A 16,716-nucleotide genomic window follows, 5' to 3' on the forward strand; every position below is an offset into this window, starting at 1 on the left:
TGCTTCGTTGAACCGCTCGCCTGATCCTCGATAACGGATTGGACCGACGGGCCCGCAAAGTAGAGGAACGCATATTCGTAGCGCAACCAGTCGGGCACGGTCCTGATGACCGTAACGTGGCTGTCGGCAACCGCCCACCCGTAAGGGTTTTGGTTCGAATCGTAGACGGCCATGCGGCCAAGGGTGCCCAGCCCCGTCGAGTTCCAGAGCAGGTCGCCGTCAACGAGCAGCCTCTCCTCGGCATACGATGCAACGCTGTTCGGGTCGACGAACTTCGCCCTCTCCAGCGAGAACCCTGACCATTGATTGCATTTCTGAGCGACAACGGGATATTTTTTTTCGAGTGAGTACTTTGGCGATTTGCCGCGCTGTATGTAGGTGGTAATGCCCTCCAGCCTTGCCCACTCCCAGCCTTCAGGGATATCGAACGGGATCTCGTCGTCGATGCAGACGGGCTCGCCCTTGCTGCGCTTCTCATAGCGGGACCCATCGGAACCGAGGTAGATCATTGACTCGCCGCCCTTGGGAGCCTTGATCTTCTTCTCCTTGATGAGTTGCGCCCGCTCTGTGCGGATTCGCTCCAGAAGCACGGAAGCAGGCTCATCTGAAGGATCCTGCGGCACGAGCTTGCCCTGCACCGCCATCTGCAGGATCGAGTTCTTAAGGTCTTTAGCCTTCATCGACGTCCTCAATTCCCAGAATATCGCAGATCTGTGCCAACTTGCGGTCAATCTCCGCATCAAGTGCAGCGCGACGCTGGCGGTAGTCGCGAATCAACTCGTCAGGAGGCAAAATCTCCTCTTCCTCATGCGGATAACCGCAAAGGTCGAAGTTATGGTCGGAGTTCAGTTCCTCCACGGAATAGAACTTAGCCTTGGGGCTGCCGTCCTCCTCGATCTCCTTGCGATCATTCCACCATTCGCGAACCTCATTGAAGTGTTCGGATTTGATGGGCTTGGTCTTCGAGAAGTGCTTGTACCCCTCAGGCATGCCCATGCGGTAGAACCAAACGCCTTCCGATTTGCCCGTGTTGTCAAAGAACAGGATGTTGGTGGTGATGGGTGTATAGGGGGCGAAGACGCTCTGCGGCATACGGACGACTGTATGAAGGTTCATGTCTTTCAGCAGTCGGCGTTTGATCTCGACCTTCGCGGCATCCTGGCCGAAAAGGAATCCGTCGGGGATGATGACCGCAACACGGCCGTTTTTCTTGAGGCGGTAGAGAATCAACGCTAGGAAAAGGTCGGCCGTCTCAGAGCTGCGCAGCGCGGTCGGGAAGTTGTTCTGTATCGAGGCCTTCTCGGAGCCGCCGTAGGGCGGGTTCATGAGCACCACGTCGAACTGGCCGCCCTCTTTGTGGCGGTAGTCGCGCACGTCGTGTTCAAGCGAGTTGTCGTGGAATACCTGCGGGTTATCAATATCGTGAAGCAGCATGTTGGTGATGCAGAGCAGGTACGGCAGCTGCTTCTTCTCGATGCCGTAGATCGACTTCGAATAGAGCTCCTGGTCGGAAGGTGTGTTCACCTGCTTCGCCAGCAGCTTCAGGGCGCTCGTGAGGAACCCGCCCGTGCCACATGCGAAATCGGCGACGGATTCTCCCAGCTTCGGTGCGAGCATCTCTGCCATGAAGTCGGTTACGGCGCGCGGCGTGTAGAACTCGCCCGCGTTGCCGGCTGACTGCAGGTCCTTGAGGATGATCTCGTAGATCTCGCCGAAGGCGTGGCGCTCCTTGTACTCAGTGAAATCAACCGACTCGTCGATGGCGTTGACCACTTGGCGGAGCAGGATGCCGTCCTTCATGTAGTTGTTGGCGTCGGTGAAGGCCGCCTGCACGACAACTTGGCGCAAAGGGGCGTTCTGGTCGAGCTCAAGGCCGGCGAGGGTTTTGAACAGGTCGTTGTTGACGAAGTCGAGCAGCTCGTCTCCAGTGAGAGCGCTTCCGTCTTTGGCGTCCGGCGCCCAGCTGTGCCAGCGAAGCCGGTCGGGGATTATGGATTCGTACGAATCGTCGTGGAACTCCCACTCCTCTTCCTTCGCATCGTAGATCTTCAAGAAGAACAGCCATGTCATCTGCTCGATACGCTGAGCATCGCCGTTGATGCCCGCGTCGTTGCGCATGATGTTCTGAAGGGTTTTCACCAAGGATCCCAGTGCCATGCTTCAAGCCTTTCTATGCCGAATAGAGCGCATTCTCAAGAGTTTGCACCGCGTAGATGAATTGCTTCTTGCCGCCGAATGCCTTGCATATCTTCATGGGGCTTCCGAACTGGCGGAACTCTTCGAGGTCGAGGACTCTCGTGTCGTCCAGGTCGACGAGGTTCGATGTAGCGTACTTGTCCAGCAGGGTTTCGAGCACATCGCGCGCCACGCCGGTGTACTCGTACAGGTAGCCCTTCTTCTTCACATTGTTTGCGCGCTCGCTTCGCGTGAGGGGCTTCTGGTCGTAGGCGATGTGGCAGATGAGGTCGAAATCGCTCATCTGGTCTTGCCCCGATTCCTTCCTGATCTCGTCGAGGAACACACCGCGCTCTTTGAGCTCGTCGATGATGACCTGCTTGCGGTCCTCAGCGTTCCACACAACGAGGAAATGGTCGAGAGTGTCGTATTCGCCCCGGATGTTCTTGCGGGTGTAGTCCTTCAGGCTTTCGGTCACCAGATCGCCCGAGACAGAATAGTACTCGACCCGCTCGGAAACAACCTCGACGGGAACGCCGTGAACGTAGTACTTGATATGGCCGCTCTGGTCATCGGCGCCATCCGGCCAATCGTCCGTATCAGGCGTGGGGGTGATGTCGGGCGGGCTGTCGGGCTCATCCTCGTCGGGAACCATGGGGCCATCAGGGGCCGGCTCGAAGATCTGAACCGGTTCGCCGTCGAACGCGGGGTCGGCAAACATTCGGGAGGCGTCGCGGAAGTCCAGGATGGTGAAGTACAGCTTTCCATACGGTTCGCATATGCGCGTGCCTCGGCCGACGATCTGTTTGAACTCGGTCATGCCCTGCTCGCCGTACACGTTGTCGAGCACGACGAGCTTGCAGGTCTTGCAGTTCACACCCGTGGTGAGGAGCTTCGACGTCGTGACGATAGTAGGGTACTTCTCGTCGGGGTCGATGAACTCGTCGAGCTTCGACTTGCCCTCCTTCGAATCGCCGGTGATGCGCATGATGTAGGTCGGGTGCTCTTTTACAATGTCGCTGTTCTCGTTGACCAGCGCCTGCCTCATGCGCTCGGCGTGGTCGATATCAACGCAGAAGACTATGGTCTTGGAATACCTATCGGTCTCCTTGAGGAACTGGGTTATCTTCTTGGCGACAACGTCGGTTCGCTCCTTTATCACCAGGTCGCGGTCGAAGTCCTGCTTCTCGTACACGCGATCGTCGATGAGCTCGCCGTTGTCGTCGACGGTTCCGGCTTCCGGACGCCAGCCGTAGACGTCGACGCTCGGCTTCACGCGCACGACCTGGTATGGGGCGAGAAATCCATCCTCGATTCCCTGTTTCAGCGAATAGGTGTACACCGGCTCTCCAAAGTAGTCGATGTTCGATACGTCTTTTGTTTCCTTCGGCGTGGCTGTCATGCCGATTTGGACGGCGGAGCTGAAGTATTCGAGAATCTTGCGCCATGCCGAATCGTCGGCAGCACTGCCGCGATGGCACTCGTCGACGATGATGAGGTCGAAGAACTCGGGGCTGAACTCCCTGAAGATCTCTTCGCCGTCGGTGCCGACGAGTTGCTGATAGAGGGCGAAGTAGATCTCGTAGGCCGGGTCGAGCTTGCGATGCTCAACCTTCGTGATCACCTTGCGCAGCGGCTTGAAGTCGCCGTCGATGGTTTGGTCGACGAGGATGTTCCTGTCGGCAAGGTAGAGCACCTTTCGAGCCAAGCCCGCCTCGCGCAGGCGATGGACTATCTGAAAGGCGGTGTACGTCTTACCCGTGCCGGTGGCCATGACGAGAAGGAGCCTGTCCTGGCCCTTGGCGATCGCTTCGACCGTTCGGTTGACCGCGTTGCGCTGATAGTAGCGGGGCGAGTTGCCGCCGCGCTCGTAATAAAAGGGCGACGAAACGATGCCCTCGGCCTTCTCCGTCGAAAGCCCCTTCGATTCACGATAGCGCTTCCAGAGCTCGTCCGGGGTCGGGAACTGGTCCATCCCAAGGCGACGAACCTTACCTGTGGTGAAGTCGTGCTCTGCGAATCCCTTGCCGTTGGAGCTGTAGGCAAAGGGGACGTCGAGCGCGATGGCGTAGTCCATCGCCTGCTGCAGGCCGGCCTCCACCGTGTGGTTCGAATCCTTCGCCTCGACTATGGCGATGGGCATCTCGCGCCTGTACATAAGCAGATAGTCGGCCTTCTTCGGTTTCTTCCTGATATGGAGGTTCTTTCGAACGATGATTTCGCCGTCGGTGAAATAGTATTCGGTGAAAATCTGATTATCGGCGTCCCAACTCTTTTTCAGCACGGGATCGATGAGCTTCAAACGCACGTCCGACTCGTTCACCGCATTTCCCTCCTGACCGCCTCTTCCGCAAGGATCGATGCGATGAAGGCGCTTGCCGACACGCAATCCTGCTTGGCCATGGCCATTACCGCCTGCTTGAGGTCGGGGGTGACGGCGAAGATGATCCGCTCGGTCTTCTTGCCGTTGAGGAGCGTCTGCTTGAGCTCGGTCTCGTCCATCGTCATTCCTTTGAACGTCCAGCCTGAGGTGCCGCATGGTCTGGCATCATTGTTATATAAGTTTACCATATGCTGCCGTCTACCTGACGTTATGGCGAACCGTAGTTGGTTTTGCGCCTTCGCAAAGACGGAGTAAACGGTTCGATTCGCCAACCATCAGGGCTCCCATCTGCCGAAACCCGTGGCAGGCTTGCCTGTCAGCGCCGCCGCCGTAGGCGGAACCCTTATCCTGCATCAGCACTCGAAGAGGGCCGAAACCCGCGGCAAGTCCGGCTGGCCCGGAAGTCGAAAAGGGATTCCCAAGGAGAATCCTTGGGCGTAGAAGAGCTCGAGAAGGCGGCGCCGCTTTCTCGGATTCCTGGCGCGAATCCGGCCGGAATCCATTATTGCTCCTGCGGTCGTCCATGCTGCAATCCGAGCATGCCTATTCATCCCGCGTCGATGCCTCCAATCAATCTTCGGACGATACACGAATGATAGCCCTTGCAGTCCCCTTTGCATGTCCCACAACGGGGACTCTGCGGATAAAAGGAAGATTTGCGCTAGAGACGTTTTACTACCAACAACGTCGCTACTTTGCACAGAATCGGATGTTCAACGCGTACCATGATGCCGTCCATTGCCCTTGCCTCATCGGCAAGCCTCCGGCAGCGCATCTGACAGAAACACAAATCACTACCGTACGTGGAAGCCGTCTCGCAACACTCCATCTATATGAGCTTCGCCATTGCGTGCGAGTAAACGATACGGCGTACCCCCCACCAGTACGTTCAGCTCATCATACCAACCTAAACTAAAGTGTCATCGAGCAAGCCGCAACACACCCACCAGATAGCAAAACATCGCGAATTCCCATGCACTGCTTCATGGTATCAGCTTCCATATCAGACTTCATCGTAAGGGGACACCATTCGCCAAACACCTCCGTTTCGTTCTTTTCTGAGACCGACGCTCTTGCCATCGCCCCAAGCTTAAGGGCGGTATCCACAGCAAGAATCGACTTCAAAGAATGGACTTTCGTGCCGTAATTCATCTGGCAACCATGACAGATCTTATTTCTCAGCGGATTATCTACGGCAAGTTCGTCAAAAGACTCGGCGTTCGTCAAAGTAATGTTCACCAAATAGTCTATAGCTGAATCGATTCGCATGAAGCCTTTATCTGCAATAGAAGCCATAGCAATAGCATGGTCTTTAACGTTGCGCGACACTTTTTCCCGATTGAGACCTGCACGCTTGGCGACGCAGAAATACACCTCATTATCCAAATACGCAAAGGCGTTAAAGCTATCGACACTCGAAGACAGCAATCCTTCGAGCTGAGTGATGCTGATCAGCGTTGAGGCTATATAGTCCCCGTCAAGATGACGACTCAAAGCCAGATCCAACAGTTTGCGCGCTTCCAAACTGATGAAACTATATTCTTCCCATTTGCCCCCAATAGACTCAACTCTTTCCCTATCGAACACAGATAAGGACCATTCAGTCAATGCAACCCGCAACTCATCGTCAGACATACCCATATCATATAAGTTTGCCACTTCTTCCTCTTCTGCACCGGAAAGAACGAGAGCCAAGGGCCAATCCGTTACCTTGTAGCACTTACAAGCCTTCTCAAAAACAACAATTGGATAAACTGAATTTGCAAGCCTTTCCTGCATCTCTTGCCAGCCAGGAATCAAATTCTGCATACGCTGACTAATAGTCTTCAAAGACTCCAGCGCAGGAAAAGAAGACTGAAAGATTCCTTGGAGCTTGTCCGCTACCTGTGCAAGGCTAGACATGGCGGGCGCAAAGCTCTTATATGACTCGCCCAAGTCCGTAGAGTTTTCCGAATCGCAGTGATACGTCCATTTTATACTGCTTTCGGCCTCGGACTTATCGGCCGCATCGTCAATATCGACAACATCCCTCTCTTCTGCCATCAACACCTCCTATGATACCGAGATAATTGTGTCTTCTTTGACTCGCTTGATAGCCATCACCAGCTGCATCTGCTGCTTCACCAAACAACTCGACAAACGAGAACCGCCTGCCGAACGATACCTCGTCAAGCTCGCCAAGCTCCATGATGCCATTCGACCCAATGTGATCCGCAACGCGCTGCGCGAAGCAGGCTGATCAGCGGTTAATACGCCGTCGCTCGCGAATGGTTCCCTTGCCACGCCGAGTCGAACGATCCTCGACCAGCTCCCAACGGCTCTTCAACCGCCCACGCCCCCGCCAATCCCCCCTAATTCTCCAAGTACGCCCTATCGAGCAGCGGCTTGACGCTATCCAACTCTTCCATGATACGAATGCTGCACTCCAGATCGCCCGTACCCCAGCGGCCCTTTTCGCGAGCGTCAATAACGATGTCGCCCAGCTTAACAGTATCTGGATCCAAATGTATATGCAGAATCACGCGCGTCCTGTTCACCTCGACGCAAACGATTGCAGACATTCTTGATAGCCAAGTACAGCTTGAGCTCGTTTTCGGATACGTTGTCGCCTTGCTCCACCATGTAACGACGCACCTCATCGACGATCTCGCGCAATTCGTCCGTCGTTCCGGCATACTGCTGAGCAAAGGTCTTGTCGCCCGATCTCGACTTCGCGAAGCCTCCACAGGTCGCAAAAGAAACCGGCGCAACAGTAGACGGCGAATTCAGATACTCGAACACACTACGTCACCGCCATTTGCGTAACGAATCAAACGAATATTGCGATTCATCTGCTTTATCGCGTGCAAATCGTACCTGCCGAATGCGTTTGCGATGCAGTATACGACGGGCGAACTCCAATCTATAGCGTCGGCAGCCCGCCTGCCAAGTTTTTCAATTACAAGCAGCTTGAAGTCCGCGCGGTGATCGATAAGCCAACGAGGTAGAATAACCCTTGGTTGATTACGTTCTCATTGACGTCGCGTTTGCAGTACCTCGCTTAGCAGGGCGGCTGCACGACTCCTGTTCGCCTCGCTGCCAGCCGGTTGCATCCCCCCCCCATTCGAACGTACACTCAATCTCAATTAACCTGCGACAACGACAGAAACGAGGCCTTTCATGAGCTTCTGGTCTTCAGCAAGCGGAGCTTCCATATGGCGAGGCTACGACTACTTCAAGGAAGGAAAAGTCGAGGCGTATGAGCAGCTGGCCGAAAACATCTTCGAGAGCCGCATACAAGGATCGGCGGAAGACCCCTACCATACCGTCATCGACATCGAGCATCCCAAGCGCTCTCATTGCGATTGCCCTTTCGCAAAAGACAGGCGAGTTGTCTGCAAGCACATGGTCGCATTGTGCTTCACCGCGTTTCCCAGCGAAGCCGACGCCTTCCTGCGCGAAGTCGAGGAATCGAAAAAGGAAGAAGAGCGCCGGCAGCAAGAGCATTACAAAGAGATCGAACGCTACGTCAAAAGCCTGAAAAAAGACGAGCTGCAAAAGCAGCTCTACAACGCGCTCCTTGAGCTTGAAGAGAGGAACAACCGGTATTGATAGCGCAACATATGCGCAAACACGCCCTCGAAAGCAGGCTCAAGACCCAGGCGTCTTGATTAGACACGTCAGAACCTTCGCCCCAATGACGATAGAGGCAAAAAGCAGTGCAAGAAAAACCCCGAGGCATCCCTGCTTTTCCATCCCTCCCTTCCAGCCAATCGTCTCCTGCAAAACTCAAGATAGCGCAATCGATGCGCACACCACGCACCGAGCATCGGCCAGCAAGCACTCCTGCGCTCGCCGACTCCCTCCCAACCTTAAAAACACCTGAAATCTCGTTTGACATGGTATAAAAGGCCGCAGCAACATAATGCCATTGGACGAACCCACCTCCCGGGCGAAACCCCGCAGCACCACGACACAACCAAGAACGCAGAGACAGACACCACATCCCCAACCGAAGCGAGGAGACGGCGATGAAAACCCGCCTGAAAATCATACTGCCCGCATCGATCATATTGATCGCCCTGGTCGGCGTTGCCATAGCGGCGTTCGCGCTTCCAAGATCGCTCGCGCCCGAACAGGAAGAGCGCATCTCCTACGACAAAGACCAACAGGTTGCGCTCATCGACTCGCAGCTTGCCGGGATAGACCTCGAAAAAGTCCGTGCGAAAAAAGACCTGATCATGGAGAAGTCCATCGAGGACCTGCACGCGGCGATCTCCAGGGACGACTTGACCTACGAAGAACTGACGGCGTTCTACCTGGATCGCATCAAAACATACGATGCCGGTGAAAAGGGCATCAACGCAGTAGCGGCGATCAATCCGAAGGCGATAGAGGAAGCCCGCGCCCTCGACGCGAGCTCCGCAACTCCGGCGGGCATGAGGGGAATCCCCGTCCTCGTCAAAGACAACGTCAACACGAACACCATGCCCACCAGCGGCGGCACCTACGCGCTCAAGGACTTCACGCCAAAAGACGACGCTGACGCAGTAACGGCCCTGACGAACGGCGGTGCCATCATATTGGGCAAATCGAACCTGTCCGAACTCGCAAACTTCATGGACACGAAGATGCCGAGCGGCTACAGCTCCAAGGCCGGCCAAACCCACAATCCCTTCGATCCCCTCAACCTTTCGCCGGAAGGATCCAGCTCCGGAAGCGGCGCGGCCGTTGCCGCCAACTTCTCCGCAGCAGCAATCGGGACGGAAACCACAGGCTCCATCATCGCGCCGGCGGCGATCCATTCGATAGTCGGCTTCAAGCCCACGAAAGATGCCATTTCCACCGCAGGCGTGATGCCCCTGTCCTCCACCATGGACACCGTGGGAACCATGGCGAAAAGCGTCAAGGACGCAGCCGTTCTCTACAACGCATCCGTATCGGATGCATCGAAGGCCGTGAGCGAACAGCTCGATGCCGGCTTCCTCAGGGGAAAGCGCATCGGCATTGTCGGCGACGATCCGCAGCAAGCCCTCGCCCGCAAAATCGAGGCCTGCGGCGCGCAAGCGGTGCCAGTCGAGCTTTCGGAAGACGGAATAGACAACGAGTACATCATCAACCAGGACTTCAAAAACGATCTCGACCGCTATCTGCAAACCTACCAAGCGCCGGTGAAAAGCCTTTCCGATCTGATCGCCTTCAACCAGAAAGACCCGAGCAGGCGGGCGAAATATGGCCAGGACCTCCTTGAAGACGCGAACGAAGTGACCGAATTCGACAAAGCGAAGGTCGAGGCGATGGTCAAAACCGCGCAAAGCAGGATCGATGACCTGCTTCGCGACGAGAAGCTCGACGCCCTCGTGTTCTACGACAACGAAGGCGTACTCGTGCCAGCCACGGCGGGATACCCCGAGCTGACGGTGCCCGCCGGCGTCTCGGACGAAGGCGCCCCAAGAGGGGCCACCTTCGTCGCAGGGCGAAAGGAGGATGAGAAGCTGCTCAACATCGCCTACAGCTTCGAGAAGAAAACCGCCGCACGGGCTATCCCCGAGAACTACCTGAATTAGAACCGCCCTTGATTGACGAGCACCGGAGCCGCTGCCAACGGCCCCTCTTGGAGAATAGACAGCGGTCCGCCTCCGCCTTCAACCTTGGTAGTAGCCCAAGGGAAATAGAATCTTGATGAAACGCTCGACGCCTCCCATCGACTGATCTTGCAAAGTGGGAATCTCAGGAAAAGCTAAGCACACTCACAATCAACCGCATCGACAGGATGCCGCATTCAACACCATTGTACGGGATTTCCCGTCTCCAACGACGCAGCCAGCAAAGACCCGATTCGTTCTGCCGTGAGATAGCGACCTTCATACATAAAAGGTGCCTCCCTGGGTTCGATCCAGAACTCGCGTACGGTCTTCGGCTCTCCGCTTGGCCCGATCGAGTCGAAGATGCGAAGACGCTCCCCGGTTTCGCAAACGGTTATTTCCATTTCCTGGGACCCATTACATTCTGCGGGACCGATGGGCTCTTGCCTGAAACGACGACTTGTCACCCTGCGATCCTCCGTCGCAAAATAGACTCGATCGCCATCCATGCCAACTTCCAAATAAGGAGCCATCATAAAGGGCCCCGTGAACCTATCGGCGCAAGACCATATAGGCTCCTCAAACCCCTCGCAAACCAAAGAGTTGAAAACAAGATGCTTCGCAAATTCAACAAGTTCGTCAATCTCCTCTATTGCTTCAGCTGCCAACTCCGCCGGAAAACTGCCACCATCGCCGCCCGGCAAAAGATGGCTCAAGATCGGGTACGCGACCTCTCCACCAAGGCTTGCGACGATAGATCGAAATTGGCCAATTCCCGACCAATTAGATACGCACTCGCTAAGATACTCTCTGCCTTCATGCTCGCACGGTTTATCCAACCAGTCAGAAAAGCGGCGATCGAGAGCACCATAGCACCTCATGTACTCCTCGAAACCAAGCTGCACTAAGAAACAATCAAGCATCCGAGATGAGAGTAGTCCTTCCGCATCCCGGTAGACATCGTCCATCGTAAAAGGCTCAAGAGGGTTCGAAAGTTTTCCATCCCTAAGACAATTGCACGCAACAAATGCATCGAGACCCATTTCTACCATCTCCCAGCCAACCACTGCAGCGTCACGCCCACGCCCGAGTCCAACTTCAAACGACGATTATGTCGATACTGCAATCATATCAATACAGACGATGCCGCGTACTCCACGGAACGGACGTGAGACATCGAGTAAACGCGTAAACGTCCGAAACACGAGCCTCTCGAAAATCTCGCTAAAAAGGCACACGAACGAATCCCCGCGATCGCCCTGCCGCCATTCGCTGAGACTCAACGATGCCGCCATAACCAAGCTCCAGGGTTCTTGCACGGGGTCCACGGACCCTCACCGCATAAAGCACGCAGACGACGTATCATTCTTTACAACATCCAGAACCAAACCCGTATAATATTCGAATGTAGTTTCAACTCGATTTAGGCGGCATCGATGACCTATCTCTATGGCTTGACCCATTCAAACAAAGATTTCGAAAGCGGAGATGCCTTCGGGAAAAACACGTTTACAACGGCTTTCCCCATCGCGTTGGCAAACTACCTTGCGTGCGAGAAGAATCTGCCGATGAACTACATCGTAGCCGACCTCGGCGAGGGCGATGCACCGACAACAAAACACAAGCTAACACCGCTCAAGGATATAATAGGATGCGATCCGTACGATGCGGAATACCACTTCGAAGACAGCTTCGAGCAATACAGCCAATACGCCGTAAACGAAGCAAATCGCTCTGATATAGTAGTTAAAAACCGCATAACAGGTGACGAAGTGTCCGCCTTCGAGGTGAAACTCGTTGCGGTGCCGACCTCCGGCACCGCAAGAATGCCTCGAGACGAACAATGCTGCGAGCTGGTTGTTCGCCCACCGTCTATCGAGCAGCTCTGTTTTTCGTTTGCCGCATCGTTTGGCCCCTTGCGCAGACAAGAAGTCGGTGAAGTTATTGTTGCTGAATTAGGCAGCCCCATCGATTACGAATGGTCGAACGAAGACTTCATGAAGAGGCACCGGAGCAATGTTCTTGCAGCGTCAAACGAGCTGATCAGGCGCTGCATACCCAAGCAAAAGCCTCTCGTTCTCATCGGAGAATGGAGAACGCAGGGACAAGAGCCGGTGCTTGATAACGAATGCTACGATGTCTTCTTTTTTTCCAACGCCGCGTTCCTTCAGCTCTTCACTTCTGCAATGAAGCGAGAAATCGCGACAAGCACTTCGTCCATAGGTCGACCAGCACGAGCCTTGATATGGTTCATCAAGTCGATGTTCGATTATTCTGCGCAAGGACGCGTCACTTTCGAGCGTACGCATTCGCTTGTGACGTTCGGCGGTCAAACGGACAAGGCGGGATCATTCACTTCTGGCGGTATTCGGCCTTTCATCAAGTCAAAGCATTTCATCCATCCGCGCATTTCCGTCAATGAAACTAATGAAATACTGCTACCCGAAGGCGCAGCGCTTCTCAAGCCCGAACGCAGACTGGACGCCGTCCTTATTCATCGCTCGATGGAAGAGCTGCTTGGTATGCTGCAATTTGGCGAGCCACATAATTAGCGAGCAGGACGGGAACAGCATTGCCGATAATCTGCTCCGCGTCAGTTTTGCTTTTCGGCCACGTCCAGTTTTCAAAAGTTTGAACGCGAGCGCGCTCCTCCGTTGTAAGCGGACGAGCCTTGGAAGCGTCGGCCTTATCGCCATGGTGTCCAGGATAGCCGGGCGCAATCGGGCGATTTACCCCACGCACCGTCGGACAAGGTTCGTCGATACTGAAAATCGCACGACGAGCATAAGAGCGAGGATGCCTGTAAATATATTCCGTGCCTAACGCATCCCCGAAGTAATCACGCATGGTCGTCCTATGGTCAGACAATCCAGCATCCAAGAGTTCGCCTATTTCATCCTGCTTGTTAGCGTTTTTCCACCCAATCGTGATAAGCCGCTTCCTCGATTGAGGAACACCGACACGAGAAGCGTCTATGACGCGCTTGCTGATACCGTAACCTGCTTTTTCCAGAACTTTTATCGCTTTTTCATAAGCACGAGATTTGTCTGCACGAGGAACGTTTTCCATTAAAAAGAAAGTCGGTTCAAGCTCTTTCACTATTGCGGCGTATTTCTCAGTCAGATCGGCACGATCACCCTCAGTACGCTTGCCCGCAGACGAAAAATCCTGGCAGGGAGGTCCGCCGATCACGCCGTCAATGCCTTTGTACTCGGCAAGCCTCTCAAGCGAAGCGCTCAAATCGCCGAGATCCAGCATTTCTCCCTGATCAGGATTGTTAGCACTGTACGTGTCAAGCGCTGCTTGCCAGTTGTCAAATCCCACAAGATTCTCGAATCCGGCAGCACGAAAACCAGCAGTCAGACCACCGCAACCGCAGAATAGATCAATAGTCTGCACTGCCAAGTCTCCCCTCATGTAAGCAACGAATAGTATAAAGAATATATTATACTCATGTGATGCCCTATGCTTTCGCTTTATTCATAAACAGCCGAGGGAACACACAAAAGCTTGATACGGCGGTTGATGTGGTTGATTCAGCTTGACCGCAGGCGCAGTCTCGGCACTGCAATCAGACTGAGCGACCGTCCTTGGATTTCGCTCATGAATGCTCAATTTCGGGTATCGACACGTTTTCATCCGACAGACTCAGCATCCCCATCGTCTACAGCCCGCCCTCTTCCCAGCCTCTCCAACTCCCTCGCCACTTCGCCGCTGATGAAGCGCAGCACCTGTTCGTCGGGTCGCGGATAGGCGAAGGGGGCTATACCGCCATACCAGACTGTGGCGCTATCGGCGATTACGAGATTGGGGCAGGCTTCGCGGAACGATACTCGGACTCCAGCTTGCTTGAGCAGCGCGGCGACATCCGCGATCGCCTGCGCCTTCTTCGGCTTTGCACCTTCGGGGTCGGGCAAAGTCGCCTGCGCATCCACCCCGCGCGCCACTGCCGCCTCCAAGCAAGGCGCCAACGACTCTGCGCGGCGCTTGTGGACTTCCGAGCTAGCCACCACCAGCGTTTTCGCCGCCTTCGCCACATCCGATTCGAAACGCTCCAGATACGCCTCCGGGGTCACGAACTCGCCGCGCACGTCGCCCTCATCGACTGCCGGACGCAGTTCGTAGCCTTGCGCAGCGTACTCCTTCAGGCGTTTACGATACATGCCGTCGAGCATCCGCACATTCATGTCGACGTAGTCGTACACGACCACCTCGTCCTTCCCCTCGCGACGTCGGTGGAGGCGCCCCACGTACTGCGCTACGAGCCCGCTCCATGACACCGGCCCGGCCAGAAACAGCGCGTCCAGACGATCGTCGTCGAACCCTTCGCCCGCATAGCTTCCCGTCGCCACGATAGCGAACGGCTTCCCGGAAGCGAACTGTCCGAGCATGCGCAGCTTCTCGCGCTTGATTCTCTGCGGATCCGATCCCACTAGCAGCATCGTCTCATAGCCCTGCGCGGCGAGCAACTTCTCCAATGTCGTCGCATGCTCAACGCGCCGCGTCAAGACGAGCGCCGTCCCTCCCCCGTCAAGCACGCGTGCAACGTCCCGCACGATCAGGCTGTTGCGCGACTCGTCGGCGCAAAGCCCGTTCATCAGCTGGTTGAAGTTCTTCTGGTCGACATCGTCGAGGCGGGTCTTCGTGAAACGCGGCACCATAACGCGCGCAAGCGGCTCCTCCTCGCCAACCACTCCCTTTCCCACTCGGTAGCGAATCGTCCCGCATTGCATGAACACGATGGCCTGCAGTCCGTCGGAGCGCTTAGGCGTTCCCGTAAGCCCATGCACGTAACGGGCCTTCACCGCTCGCATGACCTTCTCGAAGCTGAAGGCCGACACGTGGTGGCATTCGTCGCAGATCACCATTCCATACGTCTGCACGAGGCTAGCCACGCGTTTCTCACCCGGAAGGTCGCCCTTCTCGAACAGGGCCGGAACAAGCGCGATGTCGACAACGCCGCTCGGCAGGCGTTTCCCTCCGCCAACTTGACCGATAATGGAACGCTTCTTCCTGCTTTTGCGGCCGGTCGGCGTCAGCAATTCCGGCAGATCCTCGTCAATGCCGAGAAATTGCTCGAGACGATCCCTCCATTGTTCGAGCAGTGTCACCTTCTCTACAAGAATGAGCGTGCTCACCTTGCGGCATGCGATCAGGTTGGCGGCGACCACCGTCTTGCCGAACGCCGGCGGAGCAACCAGCACGCCGATGTCACATGCCGCGAGTGCCTCGACTGCGGGCACTTGCTTGGGCCGCAGCGCACCCTTAAATTCGACCTTGATCGGCTTTCCCTCGCAACGCGCCTCTTCGAACATCGGTTGCGCACCGCACGTTGCGAGCAGCTCCGCCACCGAGTTCTCGCATCCTCGCGGCAGCCCGATCCAGTCGCCAGCATCCTCGTCGAAGTGCAGTACCCGCTCCTTGCCGTACACCGACTGGCGCATGGCCTGCGCGCGGTAGAAGTCAGGGTTTCCGAATGCGGCCACACGCCTGATCCGGTCGATCGCCGCAGCCGACAAGCCCTCTTTCGACACGAACAGCAAGTTCGAACGCACGATGCGCACCAGCGCGGGCATGTCCCCTGGTCCCAGCTTCGCGCGAGCCTTCGAAGCCCATGGCAGAACTGCGCCTCCTCCACCGCCCTTGCACGCCGGTGTCTCCGCATCGAGCAGCTCGCTCGCAGACGAGGCGTCTGCGTCTTCCAGATCGCCGAGGATGCGCTTACCGAACCGCCGTAGTAATCGAACGAGGTCGGCCTGCGTCATACGCTCGACCGACGAGAGGAACCTCCACTGGTCCGCATAGGGCCGGAACGACGCATCGACGAAAAGCGAGTTGCCATCACGCCGCGCATCTCCCTGGAACGGCAGGGCAATCGCGTTGCCGAAGCCGCCGGTCGGCGTGGAGTCCTGGCTAGGAAACAGGCGGTCGTACGATTCAAACCGCACGTTCGGATCGATCCGCATCGCGCATGTCAGCAGGGCGCATCCGAGCTTGCGGGAGTCCGACGCAGCTACTGGCTCGCTGAAGAACATCCACGCATGCGCGCCGCTGCCTGACCGCGAGCGCTCGATGGCGACCGGCACGCCCTCCCGTTCGCATACCCTTCGAAACGCGCCGACCGACTGCCACCAGTCGTCCTTGTCGAAGTCGACCGCGAGCACGTGCGTCTTGTCGTCGTCGATGAGGGGATAGCCAGCAACGATTCCGACGCCCTCCCGCCCTGTGCCGCGGAAATGCGCCCTGAGAACCCCACCGTCAAGCGGCAAGAACTCGCGATGCGGACAATCTGCGCACTTGACTCGGGGCTTTCCGCACACACCGCGATCCCACTCGTGAGCGCACGCAGGCGTATAACCGACACGCCCCGTTTTCTTGTTAAAGTAGCTCTTCGCATACACATCGCCGCGCATGACGAACAACAGGTTGAACAGCGCAAGCTTCTCGGCGCTCGAGCTCGCCGAGGTCACGATGCCATCGTCCGCCGATTGACGCGCCTCGAACCGCGCGTACCCGGCCTCCCACGCCTCGCAAGTCGCGTATCTCCTTTCACCGTCGGGCGCCTCGCATAGTACAACCTCGCTGCCGTCCGTC

The 16,716-nt window shown here is 56.3% G+C and carries 12 protein-coding genes; 3 read left to right on the plus strand and 9 right to left on the minus strand.

Annotation, left to right across the window (positions count from 1 at the left end; all coding sequences use genetic code 11):
• The 6 genes from HMPREF1023_RS15660 to HMPREF1023_RS15410 all read right to left on the minus strand — a co-directional run.
• A partial coding sequence (locus HMPREF1023_RS15660; RefSeq protein WP_198006009.1) for a hypothetical protein occupies nt 1-680 on the minus strand: 680 nt, incomplete at its 3' end.
• On the minus strand, nt 670-2,157 hold the full coding sequence (locus HMPREF1023_RS04305) for a class I SAM-dependent DNA methyltransferase (RefSeq protein ID WP_009304932.1): 1,488 nt from the start codon (nt 2,155-2,157) through the stop codon (nt 670-672). The genes HMPREF1023_RS04305 and HMPREF1023_RS15660, both read right to left, overlap by 11 nt.
• 13 nt (nt 2,158-2,170) lie before the next feature.
• On the minus strand, nt 2,171-4,498 hold the full coding sequence (hsdR, locus tag HMPREF1023_RS04310; protein ID WP_009304934.1) for an EcoAI/FtnUII family type I restriction enzme subunit R: 2,328 nt from the start codon (nt 4,496-4,498) through the stop codon (nt 2,171-2,173).
• Entirely contained in the window at nt 4,495-4,677 is a 183-nt protein-coding gene (locus HMPREF1023_RS04315; RefSeq protein ID WP_009304935.1) for a hypothetical protein, read from the minus strand. Before HMPREF1023_RS04315 ends, hsdR begins: the two co-directional genes overlap by 4 nt.
• Nucleotides 4,678-5,470: 793 nt before the next feature.
• Nucleotides 5,471-6,601 (minus strand): hypothetical protein, encoded by a 1,131-nt coding sequence (locus HMPREF1023_RS04320; RefSeq protein ID WP_009304937.1) that lies wholly within the window; start codon nt 6,599-6,601, stop codon nt 5,471-5,473.
• Between the two features lie 441 nt (nt 6,602-7,042).
• The gene (locus HMPREF1023_RS15410; protein WP_009608739.1) at nt 7,043-7,339 is read right to left on the minus strand and encodes a hypothetical protein; all 297 of its coding nucleotides are present in this window, start codon (nt 7,337-7,339) and stop codon (nt 7,043-7,045) included.
• A 378-nt stretch (nt 7,340-7,717) separates the two neighbouring features.
• Here HMPREF1023_RS15410 and HMPREF1023_RS04330 point away from each other — a divergent pair, with 378 nt between their 5' ends.
• Nucleotides 7,718-8,149, plus strand: coding sequence for an SWIM zinc finger domain-containing protein (locus HMPREF1023_RS04330; protein ID WP_009304941.1), 432 nt, complete (start codon nt 7,718-7,720; stop codon nt 8,147-8,149).
• A gap of 419 nt (nt 8,150-8,568) precedes the next feature.
• A complete protein-coding gene (locus HMPREF1023_RS04335) occupies nt 8,569-10,104 on the plus strand; it encodes an amidase family protein (RefSeq protein WP_009304943.1) in 1,536 nt (511 codons plus the stop codon).
• Nucleotides 10,105-10,319: 215 nt separating this feature from the next.
• Here HMPREF1023_RS04335 and HMPREF1023_RS15020 read toward each other — a convergent pair whose 3' ends face one another.
• Nucleotides 10,320-11,165, minus strand: a complete 846-nt coding sequence (locus tag HMPREF1023_RS15020) for a hypothetical protein (protein WP_050784805.1) — start codon at nt 11,163-11,165, stop codon at nt 10,320-10,322.
• 393 nt (nt 11,166-11,558) lie between these two features.
• On the opposite strand from HMPREF1023_RS15020, the gene HMPREF1023_RS04350 reads away from it, so the two are divergent.
• Nucleotides 11,559-12,674: a HindVP family restriction endonuclease gene (locus HMPREF1023_RS04350; RefSeq protein ID WP_009304945.1), complete on the plus strand. Its 1,116-nt coding sequence runs from the start codon at nt 11,559-11,561 to the stop codon at nt 12,672-12,674.
• On the opposite strand, the gene HMPREF1023_RS15155 is transcribed toward HMPREF1023_RS04350, so the two are convergent.
• The gene (locus HMPREF1023_RS15155) at nt 12,613-13,521 is read right to left on the minus strand and encodes a DNA cytosine methyltransferase (RefSeq protein ID WP_226844138.1); all 909 of its coding nucleotides are present in this window, start codon (nt 13,519-13,521) and stop codon (nt 12,613-12,615) included. The two genes, HMPREF1023_RS04350 and HMPREF1023_RS15155, sit on opposite strands and share 62 nt — an antisense overlap.
• Before the next feature lie 236 nt (nt 13,522-13,757).
• Nucleotides 13,758-16,391, minus strand: a complete 2,634-nt coding sequence (locus tag HMPREF1023_RS04355) for a DEAD/DEAH box helicase family protein (RefSeq protein ID WP_229062535.1) — start codon at nt 16,389-16,391, stop codon at nt 13,758-13,760.
• Between the last annotated feature and the right edge of the window lie 325 nt (nt 16,392-16,716).

This window comes from Eggerthella sp. 1_3_56FAA (assembly GCF_000185625.1).
GTDB classification, from domain to species: Bacteria; Actinomycetota; Coriobacteriia; order Coriobacteriales; family Eggerthellaceae; genus Eggerthella; species Eggerthella lenta.